Origin of the sequence: Plantibacter sp. RU18 (genome assembly GCF_050613355.1) — a bacterium.
Classification (GTDB): domain Bacteria; phylum Actinomycetota; class Actinomycetes; order Actinomycetales; family Microbacteriaceae; genus Plantibacter.
Genome location: NZ_CP159618.1, coordinates 2,206,731 through 2,220,555 on the forward strand (window position 1 = coordinate 2,206,731; position 13,825 = coordinate 2,220,555).

Annotated in this window: 17 protein-coding genes and 1 pseudogene; 12 read left to right on the forward strand and 6 right to left on the reverse strand. The window is 69.3% G+C overall.

Annotation, left to right across the window (positions count from 1 at the left end):
- Positions 1-14: 14 nt before the first annotated feature.
- From ABMA10_RS10630 to ABMA10_RS10655, 6 genes and pseudogenes are all read left to right on the forward strand, one after another.
- The gene (locus ABMA10_RS10630; RefSeq protein ID WP_347866670.1) at positions 15-1,073 is read left to right on the forward strand and encodes a Fe(3+)-siderophore ABC transporter permease; all 1,059 of its coding nucleotides are present in this window, start codon (positions 15-17) and stop codon (positions 1,071-1,073) included.
- Between the two features lie 8 nt (positions 1,074-1,081).
- Positions 1,082-2,168 (forward strand): annotated as a pseudogene (locus tag ABMA10_RS10635) (FecCD family ABC transporter permease).
- Positions 2,169-2,343: 175 nt separating this feature from the next.
- Positions 2,344-2,880, forward strand: a complete 537-nt coding sequence (locus ABMA10_RS10640) for a hypothetical protein (protein WP_414693587.1) — start codon at positions 2,344-2,346, stop codon at positions 2,878-2,880.
- 244 nt (positions 2,881-3,124) lie between these two features.
- Complete coding sequence (locus tag ABMA10_RS10645) at positions 3,125-4,255, forward strand: ROK family transcriptional regulator (RefSeq protein ID WP_347866667.1); 1,131 nt, start codon at positions 3,125-3,127, stop codon at positions 4,253-4,255.
- Positions 4,256-4,313: 58 nt separating this feature from the next.
- The gene (locus ABMA10_RS10650; RefSeq protein ID WP_347866666.1) at positions 4,314-5,042 is read left to right on the forward strand and encodes a TetR/AcrR family transcriptional regulator; all 729 of its coding nucleotides are present in this window, start codon (positions 4,314-4,316) and stop codon (positions 5,040-5,042) included.
- Positions 5,043-5,107: 65 nt separating this feature from the next.
- The gene (locus ABMA10_RS10655) at positions 5,108-5,623 is read left to right on the forward strand and encodes a CarD family transcriptional regulator (protein WP_347866665.1); all 516 of its coding nucleotides are present in this window, start codon (positions 5,108-5,110) and stop codon (positions 5,621-5,623) included.
- 188 nt (positions 5,624-5,811) lie between these two features.
- On the opposite strand, the gene ABMA10_RS10660 is transcribed toward ABMA10_RS10655, so the two are convergent.
- On the reverse strand, positions 5,812-6,222 hold the full coding sequence (locus ABMA10_RS10660) for a hypothetical protein (protein WP_347866664.1): 411 nt from the start codon (positions 6,220-6,222) through the stop codon (positions 5,812-5,814).
- Positions 6,223-6,377: 155 nt separating this feature from the next.
- Between ABMA10_RS10660 and ABMA10_RS10665 the strand changes: the two genes are divergently transcribed.
- The 4 genes from ABMA10_RS10665 (at position 6,378) to ABMA10_RS10680 (ending at position 9,005) form a co-directional block, all read left to right on the forward strand.
- The gene (locus ABMA10_RS10665) at positions 6,378-6,806 is read left to right on the forward strand and encodes a hypothetical protein (RefSeq protein ID WP_347866663.1); all 429 of its coding nucleotides are present in this window, start codon (positions 6,378-6,380) and stop codon (positions 6,804-6,806) included.
- Positions 6,800-7,033 carry a helix-turn-helix transcriptional regulator gene (locus tag ABMA10_RS10670; RefSeq protein WP_347866662.1) on the forward strand — a complete coding sequence of 78 codons (234 nt, stop codon included), beginning with the start codon at positions 6,800-6,802 and terminating at the stop codon, positions 7,031-7,033. Before ABMA10_RS10665 ends, ABMA10_RS10670 begins: the two co-directional genes overlap by 7 nt.
- Entirely contained in the window at positions 7,030-8,073 is a 1,044-nt protein-coding gene (locus tag ABMA10_RS10675) for an NAD(P)-dependent alcohol dehydrogenase (RefSeq protein WP_431031485.1), read from the forward strand. The genes ABMA10_RS10670 and ABMA10_RS10675 overlap by 4 nt, the downstream gene beginning before the upstream one ends.
- A gap of 95 nt (positions 8,074-8,168) precedes the next feature.
- The gene (locus tag ABMA10_RS10680; RefSeq protein WP_431031486.1) at positions 8,169-9,005 is read left to right on the forward strand and encodes a siderophore-interacting protein; all 837 of its coding nucleotides are present in this window, start codon (positions 8,169-8,171) and stop codon (positions 9,003-9,005) included.
- A 108-nt stretch (positions 9,006-9,113) separates the two neighbouring features.
- Here the strand turns inward: ABMA10_RS10680 and ABMA10_RS10685 are convergent, their stop codons facing one another.
- The gene (locus ABMA10_RS10685) at positions 9,114-10,112 is read right to left on the reverse strand and encodes an NAD(+)/NADH kinase (protein ID WP_347866659.1); all 999 of its coding nucleotides are present in this window, start codon (positions 10,110-10,112) and stop codon (positions 9,114-9,116) included.
- 126 nt (positions 10,113-10,238) lie between these two features.
- On the opposite strand from ABMA10_RS10685, the gene ABMA10_RS10690 reads away from it, so the two are divergent.
- On the forward strand, positions 10,239-11,003 hold the full coding sequence (locus ABMA10_RS10690; RefSeq protein WP_347866658.1) for an alpha/beta hydrolase: 765 nt from the start codon (positions 10,239-10,241) through the stop codon (positions 11,001-11,003).
- Positions 11,004-11,048: 45 nt separating this feature from the next.
- Here the strand turns inward: ABMA10_RS10690 and ABMA10_RS10695 are convergent, their stop codons facing one another.
- The 4 genes from ABMA10_RS10695 to ABMA10_RS10710 all read right to left on the reverse strand — a co-directional run bounded on the left by ABMA10_RS10695 (position 11,049) and on the right by ABMA10_RS10710 (position 12,601).
- The gene (locus ABMA10_RS10695) at positions 11,049-11,771 is read right to left on the reverse strand and encodes a DUF899 domain-containing protein (protein ID WP_431031487.1); all 723 of its coding nucleotides are present in this window, start codon (positions 11,769-11,771) and stop codon (positions 11,049-11,051) included.
- A 148-nt stretch (positions 11,772-11,919) separates the two neighbouring features.
- Complete coding sequence (locus ABMA10_RS10700) at positions 11,920-12,042, reverse strand: hypothetical protein (RefSeq protein ID WP_347866656.1); 123 nt, start codon at positions 12,040-12,042, stop codon at positions 11,920-11,922.
- A 31-nt stretch (positions 12,043-12,073) separates the two neighbouring features.
- Complete coding sequence (locus tag ABMA10_RS10705; protein ID WP_347866655.1) at positions 12,074-12,382, reverse strand: DUF3817 domain-containing protein; 309 nt, start codon at positions 12,380-12,382, stop codon at positions 12,074-12,076.
- Between the two features lie 63 nt (positions 12,383-12,445).
- Positions 12,446-12,601: a hypothetical protein gene (locus ABMA10_RS10710; RefSeq protein ID WP_347866654.1), complete on the reverse strand. Its 156-nt coding sequence runs from the start codon at positions 12,599-12,601 to the stop codon at positions 12,446-12,448.
- Positions 12,602-12,698: 97 nt separating this feature from the next.
- Between ABMA10_RS10710 and ABMA10_RS10715 the strand changes: the two genes are divergently transcribed.
- On the forward strand, positions 12,699-13,754 hold the full coding sequence (locus ABMA10_RS10715) for an LLM class flavin-dependent oxidoreductase (RefSeq protein WP_347866653.1): 1,056 nt from the start codon (positions 12,699-12,701) through the stop codon (positions 13,752-13,754).
- Positions 13,755-13,825: the final 71 nt, after the last annotated feature.

Genomic DNA, 13,825 nt, shown 5'->3' on the forward strand with positions numbered 1-13,825 from the left:
GTCGGCGGCCCGGCATGACCGTGACGCGTGAGGCGCGGACGTCCCTCGAGCAGCCGCTGGCGAGGGGCGTCGCACATCGGGACGGCGTCCGTGCCACCGGTCTGCTCATCTCGGTCTGCGTCTTGATCGTCGTGATCGCGCTGAGCCTCATGGTGGGTTCGAAGTCGATCGACGCGGGGACGGTGTGGCACGCGCTCCTCGGTGCTCCGGTGGGCGATGACGGATCGATCGTGCTCGAACTCCGGCTCCCGCGGACGATCCTCGGTGTGCTGGTCGGTGTGGCCCTCGGGCTGTCGGGTGCACTCATCCAGGCCCTGACCCGCAATCCGCTGGCCGATCCCGGAATCCTCGGGGTGAACGCCGGCGCAGGCTTCGCCGTCGTCCTCGCCGTCGCCCTGCTCGGCATCACGAGCATCCACCAATACCTGTGGTTCTCCTTCCTGGGTGCGGTCGTCGCGACCGTGCTGGTCTCCGTCATCGGCTCGGCGGGGCGCGGTGGCGCGACGCCCGTCCGCCTGACCCTCGCGGGGATCGCGCTCGCAGCGGTGCTCGGCGGGGTGTCCTCCGGCATCACCCTGCTCGCACCGCGGGTGTTCGACGCCATGCGGTACTGGGGTGCGGGGAACATCGCCAACCGACCGCCGGAGACCCTCGCGGTCATCGTTCCCTTCATCGTCGTCGGCGTCGTCATCGCGCTCGCCGTGGCGAAGCCGTTGAACGCTGTGGCCATGGGCGACGACCTCGCCGCAACGCTCGGCGCCAGGCTCGGCCGAACGCGAGTGCTCGTGATCGTCGCGGTGACGCTGCTCTGCGGAGCGGCTACTGCAGCGGCCGGTCCGATCGGCTTCGTCGGACTCATGGTGCCGCACATCGTGCGCTGGTTCGTCGGACCCGACCAGCGGTGGATCCTCGCCTACACCATCGTGCTCGCCCCGGTACTGCTCCTCGCCTCGGACATCGTGGGTCGAGTGGTGATGTCGTCAGGAGAGCTGCAGGTCGGCATCGTCACCGCGTTCATCGGCGCGCCCGTGCTCATCGTGCTCGTGCGTGGCAAGCGGGTGAGCGGCCTGTGAGCGCCCTCGTGGAGCGACCCGACGCTCGGACGCGCGAGCCCGTCGAGCTGTTCGGCAGGCGTCGTGTCGTCCTCAGGGTGGCAGGAGGCTCTGCGCTGATCGATGTGCGCTCCCTCGTCGTGTGCCTCGCACTGGCGGCGGTCGCCCTCGCCTGTGGTGTCGCCGCCCTCGCACTCGGCGACTATCCGATCGCCGTCCCCCAGATCCTCCTGGCAGTGACCGGCGGTGCCGACCCGCTCGAGCAGATGGTCGTCGTCGAATGGCGCCTCCCGCGGGTCGTGGCAGCGCTCGTCCTGGGCGGCGCGCTCGGCGTCAGCGGTGCGATCTTCCAATCGATCACACGCAATCCGCTCGGCAGCCCGGACATCATCGGCTTCAACACCGGCGCGTACACCGGCGCGCTCGTCGTGATGCTCCTGCTCGGCGGGAGCGGATCCACCGGCTTCGGGAGCGTAGCCGCAGGGGCGATGGTCGGTGGACTCGCGACGGCCGCCCTCGTGTTCCTGCTGGCCTATCGCCGCGGCGTCCAGGGCTTCCGGCTCATCATCGTCGGCATCGCCGTGAGCGCGACGCTCGCCTCCCTCAACACCTGGATGCTGCTGGAGGCCGAGCTCGGTGACGCGATGGCGGCGGCCGTCTGGGGTGCGGGCAGTCTGAACGCCGTCGGCTGGACGCAGGTCGGACCGCTCGTCGTCGCGATGGTGCTCCTGCTCCCGGTGCTCGTCGTCATCGCCCCAAGCCTCGGGATGCTCGAGCTCGGAGACGATCCGGCACGAGCCTCAGGCATCCGCGCCGAGCGGACGAGACTCGTGGCGATGTTCGTCGGCGTCGCCCTCACCGCTCTCGTCACCGCAGCCGCCGGACCGATCGCCTTCGTCGCACTCTCGGCACCGCAGCTGGCCAGACGACTCACCGCGTCCGCATCGGTTGGCCTCCTGCCGTCCGCGGTCATGGGAGCAACGCTCCTCCTCGCCAGCGACCCTCATCGCCCAGCGTGCGTTCGCACCCGTGCAACTGCCCGTCGGTGTCGTGACAGTCTGCATCGGCGGTGCGTACCTCCTATGGCTGCTGGTCAGGGAGGCGAGGCGACACTAGGCGGCCCGCTCGAGTCCCGTCCTCGGAACGGAACGCTCAGCCTCGAATCGTCGTGCGATGCGTCGCGCACGACCGAAGACGAACACCTGCTCTCCGACGACCGGTGGACACCAGCTGGCTGTTCAGGGCGAAGTTCGTGCCGGTTTTCTGGGAGAAACACGAGCAACAGGGACCGGTGGCGAAGCAGACCATCGGCGCTCGCCGCACCAACCCCACGACGGAGGAACGCATGACCGATGGCTGGAACGAGTTCTTCGTCGCGACCGCTGGAGCCGCAGCGGCGCTCGCCGGACTCATCATCGTGGCGATGTCGGTGAACATCGCGAAGATCATCGCGATTCCATCCATGCCGGCGAGGGCGGCTGCGACCATCAGCTCGCTCGTGCTCATCGTCGTGGTGGGGGTGGCCGGACTCATCCCGGGGCAGCCGGCGTCCGTGCTCGGCGTCGAGACGCTGGTGCTCAGCGCCATCGCCCTGGGCTTCGCGATCGACGCGGCCGGGCGCATCCTCCGCGAGGGGTACGGCCGACGCAGTACTCGGATCGTGAAGGCGCTGGTGCCGGTGCTGCAGATGGTGCCGTTCGTGCTCGGCGGCGTGATGCTCGTCGTCGGTTCGAGCGCAGGCCTCTACGCCGTCGCCGCCGGGTTCATCCTCGTCTTCATGGGTTCGGTGGTGAGCGCCTGGGTGCTCCTCGTCGAGATCCTCCGCTAGCTACCGGCGTCGCCGGGCGCATCTTCCGGGAGGCGGACGCCTGCAGCGCGGCGTCCGCCGCCCGGCTCACTTGGTCGAGCTTCGCATCACGCCGCGCACGACCCAGCAGGCTGAGGCGTGCCGGGCGGTCGAGCCCGCCGAGACCCGCTGGCGGCCGCCCGCGGACGCCAGGTGCTGCAGGGGAATATCGCCCATACTGAAAGGATGACGCGCGCGGGATCGTGATGCGGGAACGGAACGGGCCATGCGCAGAGCGGAGATCGACCCCGGGGGCGGCGCGCCGGCGAAGCAGTTGGCGCGCGAGGTCCTCATCCATGGTCCGCTCTCCCGTGCGGAACTCGGGCGGCGCCTCGGCCTGTCGCCGGCGAGCCTCACTCGCCTGAGCCGTCCCTATCTCGACGCAGGCCTGTTCGTCGACGGCCCGGAATCGGCGGAGCGGGTCGTCGGTCGCCCGGCCAAGCCGCTCGATGTGCGCACCGACGCTCAGCGGTACCTCGGCATGAAACTCACCGGAGATCAGCTGTTCGGTGTGAGTACCGATCTCCGGGCGAATCCTGGCGCCGACGCCGTGGAGCCGCTCGGGGGTCACGCGCCAGACCAGGTCGTCGCTGCGGCTGTACGCCTCGTCGAGCGACTGGGCGGTGTCGGCGGCGTCTCGGCGCTCGGAGTCAGTGTCGGGGGCAAGGTGGCGGATGCGCGGCGGGTCGTCCGAGCGCCGTTCCTCGACTGGCATGATGTGGAACTCGGGGAGATGCTCGAGCGGGCGCTCGGCGTGCCCGTCGTCCTCGAGAACGACGTGGTCGCGCTGACCGCGGCCGAGCACTGGTTCGGAGTGGCGAAGGGCGTCGCGAACTTCTCCGTCATCACGATCGGCGCGGGCGTCGGGTACGGTCTCGTCATCCACGATCGACCGGTCGTCACCGCTGACACCGGGCTCGGACTCGGCGGGCACTTCCCGCTGGACCCTGCCGGCCCGCTGTGCAGCGACGGGCATCGGGGCTGTTCGAGCGCCATGCTCGCCATCCCGCACCTCCGCGCGACGGCAGGAGCGGCCCTCGGCCGAGAGGTCGGCTACGAGGAGCTGCTGGCGCTCTCCGACGCCGGCGACCCCGTCGCCGCGGAGGTCGTCGGTGCTGCCTTGCGTGCGCTCGGGCGCATGATCGCCGCATCCGCCAACCTTGCCATGGTCGAGACGGTCGTCCTGTCCGGCGAGGGGCTCGCGCTCATCGAGGGGCGCCTGGACCGGGTGTTGACGGCGGTCCGAGCCGACCGTGACGTCGATGCGGCCCCCGTACGCGTCCTGCTCGACGACAGCGGATTCGCCGCTTGGGCACGTGGAGCGGCTGCGGTCGCGATCCAGGCCTCCTTCGGCTGACACTGGCGCCCCGGCTGTCTCGGACAGCTGTCCGAGAAGTCGTGGTATACTTGTCAGAATGCCTCGCACATCAGGAGTTCCCGCCCTCGGTGCCGAGCAGTCCACCGTCGGTCGGCCCGTTGCGGCCCAGGCGGACTCGTCCAGCCGTACAGCTCCGCCGTCGCGCGTCGAGCGTCCGGCTCCTGTGCTGCGCGTCACCGGAGATCCACGAGCCGAGCGCACGCGGTCGACGATCTTCGACGCGGTCGCCACCATCCTCGCCGGCCGCCCCGACCGCGTCTCCGTCGGCGACATCGTGCGGGTCGCCGGCATCAGTCGCAGCTCCTTCTACGCGCACTTCTCGAGCCTCGACGAACTCACGGCCGCCTACTTGCGCCGCCAGTTCGCAGAGCTCGGCGCACCGGTCGCGCTCGTGCGTTCGGCCCACGAGCCCTGGGGGAGTGCCGAGCGTGCTCGCGCGGCATACCGACGTCTCGTCGGCCAACTCCTGGAAGACGCGCCCCTGTACTCGAGCGTGCTCGAGCTGCCCGTCGCCCGCAGTGCTTTCGATGACCTGGTCGGGGAGCACGCAGACCAGCTCATCGCCGCCCTGCTGGAACACGCGGAGGCACCCGCCGGCATCCCGGTCGAGCTCGTCTCCGCTTACGTGGCCGGTGGCACACTGTCGCTCGTCGACGGCTGGCGTCGTGGCCGCATCGACGTGTCCGACGACGAACTCGTCGACGCACTCGTCGCGCTCCTGCCCGAGTGGCTGCTCGACGAACGCCCTGGAATTCCGAGCGCCTAGCCGCCCGGAGCACGACCGATCCGGCGCGGGAGCGCCGGTGACGACCTGAGAAGAGAAGAGGAACCATGCAGTTCATCGTTGGAGAGACCCTGGTCTACCCGCACCACGGAGCGGTCACCATCACCGAGTTGTCGAAGGTGACGATCAAGGGTGTCGAGCAGGACGTCATGACGCTTCGCGTGCACACGTCGGAGCTCACCATCAAGCTGCCGATCGCGAACGCCGACCTCGTCGGTGTCCGTGATGTCATCGACCACGATGGTGTCCAGGCCGTCTACGGCGTGCTCCGCGAGCCGTTCGTCGAGGAGCCCGGCAACTGGTCGCGCCGCTACAAGGCCAACCAGGAGAAGATGGCCAGTGGCAACGTCCACCGTGTCGGCGAGGTCGTCCGCGACCTGTGGCGTCGCGACCAGGACAGCGGTGTGTCCGCCGGCGAGAAGCGCATGCTGCAGAAGGCCCGTCAGGTGCTCGTCTCCGAGCTGGCGCTGGCACAGGCAGTGAGCGACGAAGAGGCCTCGCTCGGCCTCGATGAGGTGCTCGCGTCATCGATCTCCGCTCCGGAGGCCGTCGCAGCCAAGTAGTACTTCGCACGAGCGCCCCACCTGTCCGGGTGGGGCGCTTTCGTGTCGGTGCCAGCGCTCCCCTCTGGCGCGAGCGCACCCCTCTGGAGGCCCGCGCTCGCGTCAGCGGCCCGCGGCGGGATCAGCGCACCGCGCTGGCCCCCGAGCGACCTGATACGGGTGCGGAGCTCCTGTGATGTTTGTCGCTGCTAGTTGCCGCCGCCGCCGGCGACGATCGCCAGCAGACCGATGATCGCGATGATCGCGATCGGGCCGAACGACAGCGCCACCTTCGCGATGCTCCAGGTGCGGCTCTCCGGTTCGGGCGCCGGGAGCTCGGCGGGGGAGACGTAGACGGGCGCGGTGCGGTCACCGTCGGCGGCGTCGGCGCCGACGGATCCAGTCAACTGCAGGACCCTGGTGTCGGTCCAGGCGCGGCCGTCGAAGTGGACCTGCGTGTCGTCCTGGGTCGGGTGCGGGTACCAACCCGTGGCCTCGGTCTGGGCGGGCTTGTCGCGCTGGAACCGCAGTACCCGGGAGTCGCCCCATTCGAAGCCGTCGAAGTGCAGCTCCTTCGTGGGGTCGTCGGGGTGCGGGTACCAGCCTGCGGTCGTAGCCATTCCTCCAGTATGCCAGCGACAGCCTGAGGGAACACCGGAGCGGCGCGAACCTGTCATCGGCGTCCATCGCGGCGAGATGTAAAAGATTCTTGACGCCGTGTCTGCTTTTCTATACATTCAGCAGGGTTGGACCTGAACGAGCAGAGGAGCCCATGATGACGAGACAGGAACAGCGGGCATGGATCATGCTCGTCACCGCGATCGGCGGGTACGCGGTGTACCTCGTGATCGTGCTGAGCGCAGCGACGCACGCACCGCTGCCCGACATCGCCTACGTGGCGCCACTCCTCTGGACGATCGGTGGCGCCATCGCCGTCTCGATCGTCGTGGGAATCGTCGCCGGCATCGTCTCCTCGAAGGAGTCGTCGCTCGCGGACCAACGCGACCGCGACATCGCCAGGTTCGGCGATGCCGTCGGGCGGGCCTTCCTCGTCATCGGCGGGGTAGGTGCACTGCTGCTCGCGCTCGTCGACACCGACGGGTTCTGGATCGCCAATCTGCTCTATCTCGCGTTCGTCTGCTCAGCTGTGTTCGGTGGTGTCGCGAAGCTCGCCGCTTACCGACGGGGGATCCCCGCATGGTGAAGCCGACCGTCGTCACCAACTCGATCCGGTCGCTGCGCTTCGGCGCCGGTGAACTGACGCAGGCGGAGCTTGCCGCGCGCATCGGTGTCACTCGACAGACGGTGATCGCCATCGAGCAGGGCCGGTACTCGCCCACACTCGAGCTCGCCTTCAAGATCGCGCGTGCGCTGCAGGTGCCGCTCGATGCCGTGTTCCACTACCCCGAGACCGACGGAGACCAGCCGTGAGTGAGCCGACCGACGTCACGATCCCGACGTGGATGCGCGCGATCGTGCAGGATGAGTACGGCGACGCCGAGATGCTCCGCACGGAGCAGGTCCCGGTGCCGAGTCCAGGGCCGGGCGAGGTGCTCGTCCGGGTGCACGCTGCCGGAATCGACATGGGCGTCTGGCATCTCATGACCGGTAGACCCTTGCTGCTACGGCTGTTCGGATTCGGCCTGCAGCGTCCGAAACTGCGAGGCCGCGGTCGTGATCTCGCCGGGACCATCGTCGCGCTCGGCGCGGGCGTCGAAGGTCTGCAGGCGGGCGATGTGGTCTTCGGTACGGCCGACGCCGCATTCGCCGACCATGCCGTCACCAGGGCCGACCGACTGCTCGCGGCCCCACGGGGCGTGCCGCTCTCGCAGCTCGCCGCACTCCCCACCTCTGGCAGCGCCGCCTTGCATGGACTGCGGGATGCCGGACGCCTCCAGCGGGGGCAACGGGTGCTCGTCATCGGGGCAGGCGGCGGGGTCGGTAGCTTCGCGATCCAGCTCGCGGTGGCTGCCGGTGCGCACGTGACAGCAGTCTGCAGCGCGGCGAAAGCCGGACTCGCTCGATCGCTGGGCGCTGAGGCGGTCATCGACTACCGGTCCGAGACCCTCTCCCAGGCGATCGCCCGGGGCGTCGAGCGCTTCGACCTGGTCCTGGAGATCGCCGGAGAGCGGACGATCCGCGAGCTCCGGGCGGCGACCGTGCCGGGCGGTGCGATCGTGCTGGCCGGCGGCGAAGGGGGTGGGAGCATGCTCGGGGGCGTCGCGCACCAGCTCCGAGGCGTCCTCACCGCGCCGTTCGTCCGGCAGCGCATCGTCATGCTCGTCTCCGCCGAACGGCCGACCGACCTCGCAGAGCTCGCAGCCCATCTGGTCGCAGGAACCGTCGTGTCAACCGTCGACGCGGAGCTGCCACTCGAGCGTGTGCCCGACGCGCTGCGGCGGCTTGCACGCGGCGGCATCGCCGGAAAGCTCGTGATCAGAGTGTCGGATGACCCGGTCGACGCCGAATGATGGTCGGCCGGAGCCGCTCCGATCGGACGGATGGTGCGGTGAATCGGACCTTCGAGCCCAGCCGGTCGCGGATCGGCGGCAGAATGGAGGCAATCATGACGACGACACCAGCGCCCCGAGCCCCCCGTCCGCAGACGATCCTCGAAGTGGTCCGCACCACCTGGGTCACCCCGCACCTCGTGCGTTTGACGCTCGGGGGCCCGGGCTTCGCCGACTTCCAGCCGAAGGACGCCACCGACAGCTATGTGAAGATCTACTTCGCGAAGCCTGAACTCGAGCTCGACCCGCCCTACGACATCGCGGTGCTCCGCGACACGCTCGCACCCGAGGATCTGCCCGTCACGCGCACGTACACAGTCCGCCGTGTCGACACCTCGGCGCGCACGATCGACATCGACTTCGTGGTGCACGGCGACGAGGGGCTCGCCGGCCCCTGGGCAGCGGCAGCCCAGCCGGGGGACCGCGTCGTGTTCGCCGGTCCGGGTGGCGCGTACCGTCCGGATCCGGCAGTGGACTGGCATCTCTTCGCTGGCGACGAGTCGGCGGTCCCCGCCATCGCCGCAGCGCTCGAAGCGCTCCCCGCAGAGGCGAGGGGCCTCGCGTTCCTGGAGATCGGTGGCACGGACGACCTCATCGACCTGGTCCACCCCGCCGGCGTCCAGCTCATCTGGGTCGGGCGCAGCAGCCGCGACGACAGCACGGCAGGCCTGCTTGCGACAGCGGTCTCCGGGCACCCGTGGCCGGCCGGCCGCGTACAGGTCTTCGCTCACGGCGAGCGAGAGTCCATGAAGGCGTTGCGAGACGTGTTCCTCAACCAGCGCGGACTCGACCGGAGCCAGCTGTCGCTCTCCGGCTACTGGGCGAACGGCCGAACCGAGGATCGTTTCCAAGCGGAGAAGCGCGAGCCGATCGGCGTCGTCCTCCCGGCGTAGCGCCACTCGTCGTGCCAGCTTGCTGAGCGCCCGGTCAGAGATCGATCTCGCTCAGGCCAACCCGGTCACCGAAGCACTCCGGTCACCGAGCCTGTCGAAGTACAGGCTTCAGTGCGAGGGGTCCGCGGGCTTCGACCGGGCGCGTCGCACCCGCGACGGCCGTTCCACGCGCGCGCGGATGTCCGGTGGGACGAGGTCGAGTAGCTGGTCGCGGCGCAGCGGGAGGTCGAGGAGACTGAGCTTGAGCCGCCCCTTCCGAGAGTGTCTGCTGGGGTCGAGGCGGACCACGTTCGCGGCGTCGCGGACGAGCCTGACCGTCACGACGGCACCACTTGCGACGTCTGCGAGCACCTGACCGTCGATCTCGACCGCCGCCTGCTTCGTCGCCGCGCCGACCGAGAACTGCAGGCGCTCTGCCGGGCCGAGGATGAACGAACGGTCGATGCCCGACATCGGGGCGACCGGGGTCACCACGGTCGCGGCGACTGCTGGCGAGAGCACCGGCCCACCCGCCGCATAGTTGTACGCCGTGGAGCCCGTCGGCGTTGCGATGACGATCGCATCGGCTTTGAAGTAACCGTAGGCGGTGCCGTCGACGGCGAGGTCGGCCATGACCACGCCGGTGCCGGGGCGTCGTGCGATGGACACATCGTTGAAGGCGAGCAGGTGCGTGACGTCGTCGCCGGTCGTGATGGTCACTTCGAGGCCGTGGTGCGGTTCGAGGGAGAACTCCTTGTCGCTCACCCGCTGCAGGGCGTCGGGGAGTGCCGTCGGTTCGACCTCGACGAGGAAACCGACGTTGCCGTAGTTCACGCCGAGGACGGGCGCTGAGCGTCCGGCAAGGAGACGCATCGCTCCGAGCATGGTGCCGTCGCCGCCCATGGCCACCGCGACGTCGACCGAGGAGGCGAACGTGTCGTCGTCGAGCAGCTCGACGTCGTCTCCCAGGCGGCTCGCCTCCGTCTGCCGACCGACGAGCCGTGCACCGTGTTCGAGCTGCCACGCGCGCAGGATGCGGACCGAGTCGTCGATGTTCTTCGTGGGGTGGGTGATGAGGCCGATCGTCATCGACGGGCCAGCGGGATGCTTCGTGCGAGTGGTGGTCACCCGACGAGCATAGGGCGATCGGCTGACAGGCCGCTCGGGAGCGGAGCACCCTGTGGACAGCGCGCGTTTGGGATACTGAAGGCAGGTCGCGGGTGTGCCGCCGCCGAGGACGTCACAAGGAGCGACATGAGCGAGCAGACCAGCCGAGCCCCCAGGATGAGGCGCCCGGTGTCGATCGTGCTCTGGATCGTGGCCGTCCTCGTGATCGTGGTCCTCGGTTTCGTCGCGTGGACGCAGATCGTCATGCAGGGTACCCGCGACATCGCGCTCGAGGTCTGGAACGACCCCGCGGTGCGGGTGACGGACGTGGGCGACGCCGTGCTGCTCGAACCGACCGAGGAGGCCGACGAGGCGCCGAACGGCACCGGGCTCGTGTTCATCCCCGGGGCGAAGGTCGATCCGTACGCGTACCTGTACAAGCTCGCCGGCGTGGTCGAGGAGGCCGGGGTCACGGTGGTGATCACGAAGCCGACGCTCAACCTGGCGTTCTTCGATCAGCGTCCGCTGTCGACGTTCACCGCCGCGGCCCCCGATGTCGACTCCTGGTTCGTCGGCGGGCACTCGCTCGGTGGCGTCCGGGCCTGCCAGCTCGCGGACGACCCGGCCCTCTCGGGGCTCGTCCTGTTCGGTAGCTACTGCGCGAACGACCTGTCGTCCTCCTCGCTCGAGGTGCTGAGTCTCGCTGGAAGCGATGACGGCTTGAGCACGCCGGACAAGGTCGCCGATGTTCGCGTCCGTCTCCCCGCGGACGCGACGATGGTCGAGATCGAGGGTGCGAACCACGCGAGTTTCGGCGACTACGGCGTGCAACCGGGCGATGGCGCGGCGACCCTCTCCCCAGAGGATGCCCGCAGGGAGATCACGCGCGCACTGGTCGACCTCCTCGGCTGACCGCCTGAGGCCGAAGCGTTCCCGGGTCTCCGACCGGCCAATCGGTCATCGAGCCGGTCGGGACGCGATGCTCACCGGAACGGCCCCGTACTCGTCCTTCCGGCGATTGCGCTGGTGCGGAGCCTGCTGCGGCCATCCGGCTGGGGAGTCCTGCCAGTCCTCCTGGCGGCCGAACGGCGCGAGATCGAGATAGCCCGTCAAGGAGGACAGCGACTCGACGCCACGACCGGTCGTGGCGTACGTCTGGTACACCCGGTCCCCGTCGCGGAGGTAGACACTGATGCCGGGTACCTCGCCCGTGTCCTGGGTCCACCCGAAGTCGCGGTTGAACGGTGAGTGCTCCGATGAGACCCAGCGGGGCTCCCAGCCCATCCGTGCGCTGTAGGCGAGGAGTCGATCGATCGGTGCCCGCGAGATCCGGGCGACGGTGATGTCGTAGGCCTGGAGATGGACGAGCGGCCCGATCTGGTCGGCCAGGTTGGAACAGCTCGGGCATCCCTCAGTCCACTCCGGTTCGAACATGAAGTGCTGGACGACCAGCTGGCGGAAGCCGTGGAACAGCTCGAAAAGGCTCACCGGTCCATCGGCGCCGTCGAACACGTACTCGCCGACCTCGACCATCGGCAGGCGGCGGCGGGCCGCACTCGCCTCGTCCTTCGCGCGCGTCTCCGTCTTCTCGAGGGCGAGCAACGCGTCGCGCGACCGTTCCCATTCGACCCGGTCGACGACGGGTGGCCGCGCCGGCAGTTCGCTCGTGGGTTTCGACATCCGGAAGCCTCCTCGGTTGGGCGGCGGCGACCACCAGACCTCTTGTGGACACCGTTCACATTCGTTGGCCGCCACGATGCCACCGGTGGCGACACAGGTCAAGCCCCGCTTGCGTCCTGCCGCGTGTCATCCTCTGCGGCTCGCCCGATCAGGCCTTCGGGACTGGAGGTCCGACGATGAGCAGAGCGCTGAAGACCGCGATGACGACCGCCGTGCCGACGACGGTCAGGAGCACAGGGTGGCGCACGAGCCAGCGGGTCGTGCGATCCACGACGCGCTGATCGCGTGGGTCGTCGCCGGCGTCACGGCGCCACGGGCCGTCGAGGCGCCCGGCACGGTCGGCCCAGATGTCGAAGGGGATGGTCGCGTACGGGACGACGGCGCTGACGAGCCCGACCAGGATCGTGCCGGGTCGCCACCGCTGGTTGATTGCCGACGAGCAGCACGCTCGCGCCGTAGACGAGGAAGACGAAGCCGTGGACGGCGCCGCCGATGCTGACGCCGACGTCGGTCGTCTTCGCGCCGTACTTGAGGATCATGCCGATGATGAGCAGGGTCCAGGTGATCGCCTCGGCGATCGCGATCAGGCGGAAGAATCGGCGCGGCGACACGGGGGCTCCAAGGCTCGGGGTGCTGGTGTCCCATCATCTCAGAGCGTGGCTGGGAGGGTCGTCTCAGCGGCCGAGCGGCTGGAGGCCGACGACCTTCGCGTGCCACGGGCGGGAGGTGTCGGAGGCCACCGTGCCGTCGTCGACGTATTCGGAGTCGAGGTTTCGGCGTGCGCCGCATGGGCGCACTCTGGCACGCTGGGTTGGTCCGGGAATAGTCATCGTTCGGGCGAGGTTGACCGAGATGTATGCAAATGCATGTACACGGCGACCCGTCGACGACGCAGCACGCCCACCACGCGAACATGGAGGATCCCACATGACCACACCCCTCGAATTCGGCATCGACACCTTCGGGGACGTCACCGTCGACGCCGACGGCGCCACGCTGTCGCAGGCGCAGGTCCTCCGGAACGTCGTCGAGCAGGGGGTGCACGCGGAATCGGTGGGTCTCGACTTCATCGGCGTCGGAGAGCACCACCGGGCGGACTTCGCGGTCTCCTCACCCGAGGTCGTGCTCGCGGCCATCGCGTCGCGGACCGAGCGCATCCGCTTGGGGTCTGCGGTCACCGTGCTCAGCTCCGATGACCCGGTCCGCGTCTACCAGCGTTTCGCCACGCTCGACGGGATCTCGAACGGGCGGGCCGAGGTGATCCTCGGACGCGGCTCGTTCACGGAGTCCTTCCCGCTCTTCGGCTACGAGCTCTCGCAGTACGAGGAACTCTTCGAGGAGAAGCTCGAACTGTTCGCAGCGCTCCGCGAGGAGGGTCCGGTCACCTGGTCGGGCAACACCCGCGCACCGCTGCGGGAGCAGTCCGTGTACCCGCGCCTCGAGAGCGGCACGCTGAAGACCTGGGTGGGCGTCGGCGGCAGCCCGGAGTCGGTCGTCCGTGCCGCGCGATACGGCCTGCCGATGATGCTCGCGGTGATCGGCGGCGGCCCCCTGCGGTTCGCGCCGTTCGTCGACCTGTACCACCGCGCACTCGCCCAGTTCGAGCTACCCACCCAGCCGGTCGGGATGCACTCACCAGCACACATCGCCGAGACGGACGAGCGTGCTCAGGAGCAGCTGTGGCCGCACTACCGCGCGATGATGGACCGCATCGGTCGTGAGCGTGGCTGGAGCCCGATGTCCCGCAGCCACTTCGAGGACGAGGCCGGCCCTGAGGGTGCGCTCTTCGTGGGATCGCCGGAGACCGTCGCGCGCAAGGTCGCCGTGGCGGTGCAGGGCCTCGGACTCTCGAGGGTCGACCTCAAGATCAGCAACGGGACGCTCCCGCACGAGCACCTCATGGAGAGCATCGGGCTCTACGGCACCGAGGTCGTCCCGCGCGTGCACGAGCTGCTCGAGGCGCCAGCCGCCACAGACGAGTGATGGCTCGTGTCGGTCGGTTCCTGCCGGCCGACACCGCTGACGCGACGAGATGCTGCCGGAGGGTGCCGAGC

Bases quoted from the DNA above. Each gene is read 5' to 3' on its own strand.
- ABMA10_RS10645 (WP_347866667.1), top strand. From the start codon at position 3,125: ATGCGCAGAGCGGAGATCGACCCCGGGGGCGGCGCGCCGGCGAAGCAG.
- ABMA10_RS10680 (WP_431031486.1), top strand. From the start codon at position 8,169: ATGACGACGACACCAGCGCCCCGAGCCCCCCGTCCGCAGACGATCCTC.
- ABMA10_RS10695 (WP_431031487.1), bottom strand. From the start codon at position 11,771: ATGTCGAAACCCACGAGCGAACTGCCGGCGCGGCCACCCGTCGTCGAC.
- ABMA10_RS10660 (WP_347866664.1), bottom strand. From the start codon at position 6,222: ATGGCTACGACCGCAGGCTGGTACCCGCACCCCGACGACCCCACGAAG.
- ABMA10_RS10690 (WP_347866658.1), top strand. From the start codon at position 10,239: ATGAGCGAGCAGACCAGCCGAGCCCCCAGGATGAGGCGCCCGGTGTCG.
- ABMA10_RS10665 (WP_347866663.1), top strand. From the start codon at position 6,378: ATGACGAGACAGGAACAGCGGGCATGGATCATGCTCGTCACCGCGATC.
- ABMA10_RS10715 (WP_347866653.1), top strand. From the start codon at position 12,699: ATGACCACACCCCTCGAATTCGGCATCGACACCTTCGGGGACGTCACC.
- ABMA10_RS10630 (WP_347866670.1), top strand. From the start codon at position 15: ATGACCGTGACGCGTGAGGCGCGGACGTCCCTCGAGCAGCCGCTGGCG.
- ABMA10_RS10710 (WP_347866654.1), bottom strand. From the start codon at position 12,601: ATGACTATTCCCGGACCAACCCAGCGTGCCAGAGTGCGCCCATGCGGC.
- ABMA10_RS10655 (WP_347866665.1), top strand. From the start codon at position 5,108: ATGCAGTTCATCGTTGGAGAGACCCTGGTCTACCCGCACCACGGAGCG.
- ABMA10_RS10650 (WP_347866666.1), top strand. From the start codon at position 4,314: ATGCCTCGCACATCAGGAGTTCCCGCCCTCGGTGCCGAGCAGTCCACC.
- ABMA10_RS10670 (WP_347866662.1), top strand. From the start codon at position 6,800: ATGGTGAAGCCGACCGTCGTCACCAACTCGATCCGGTCGCTGCGCTTC.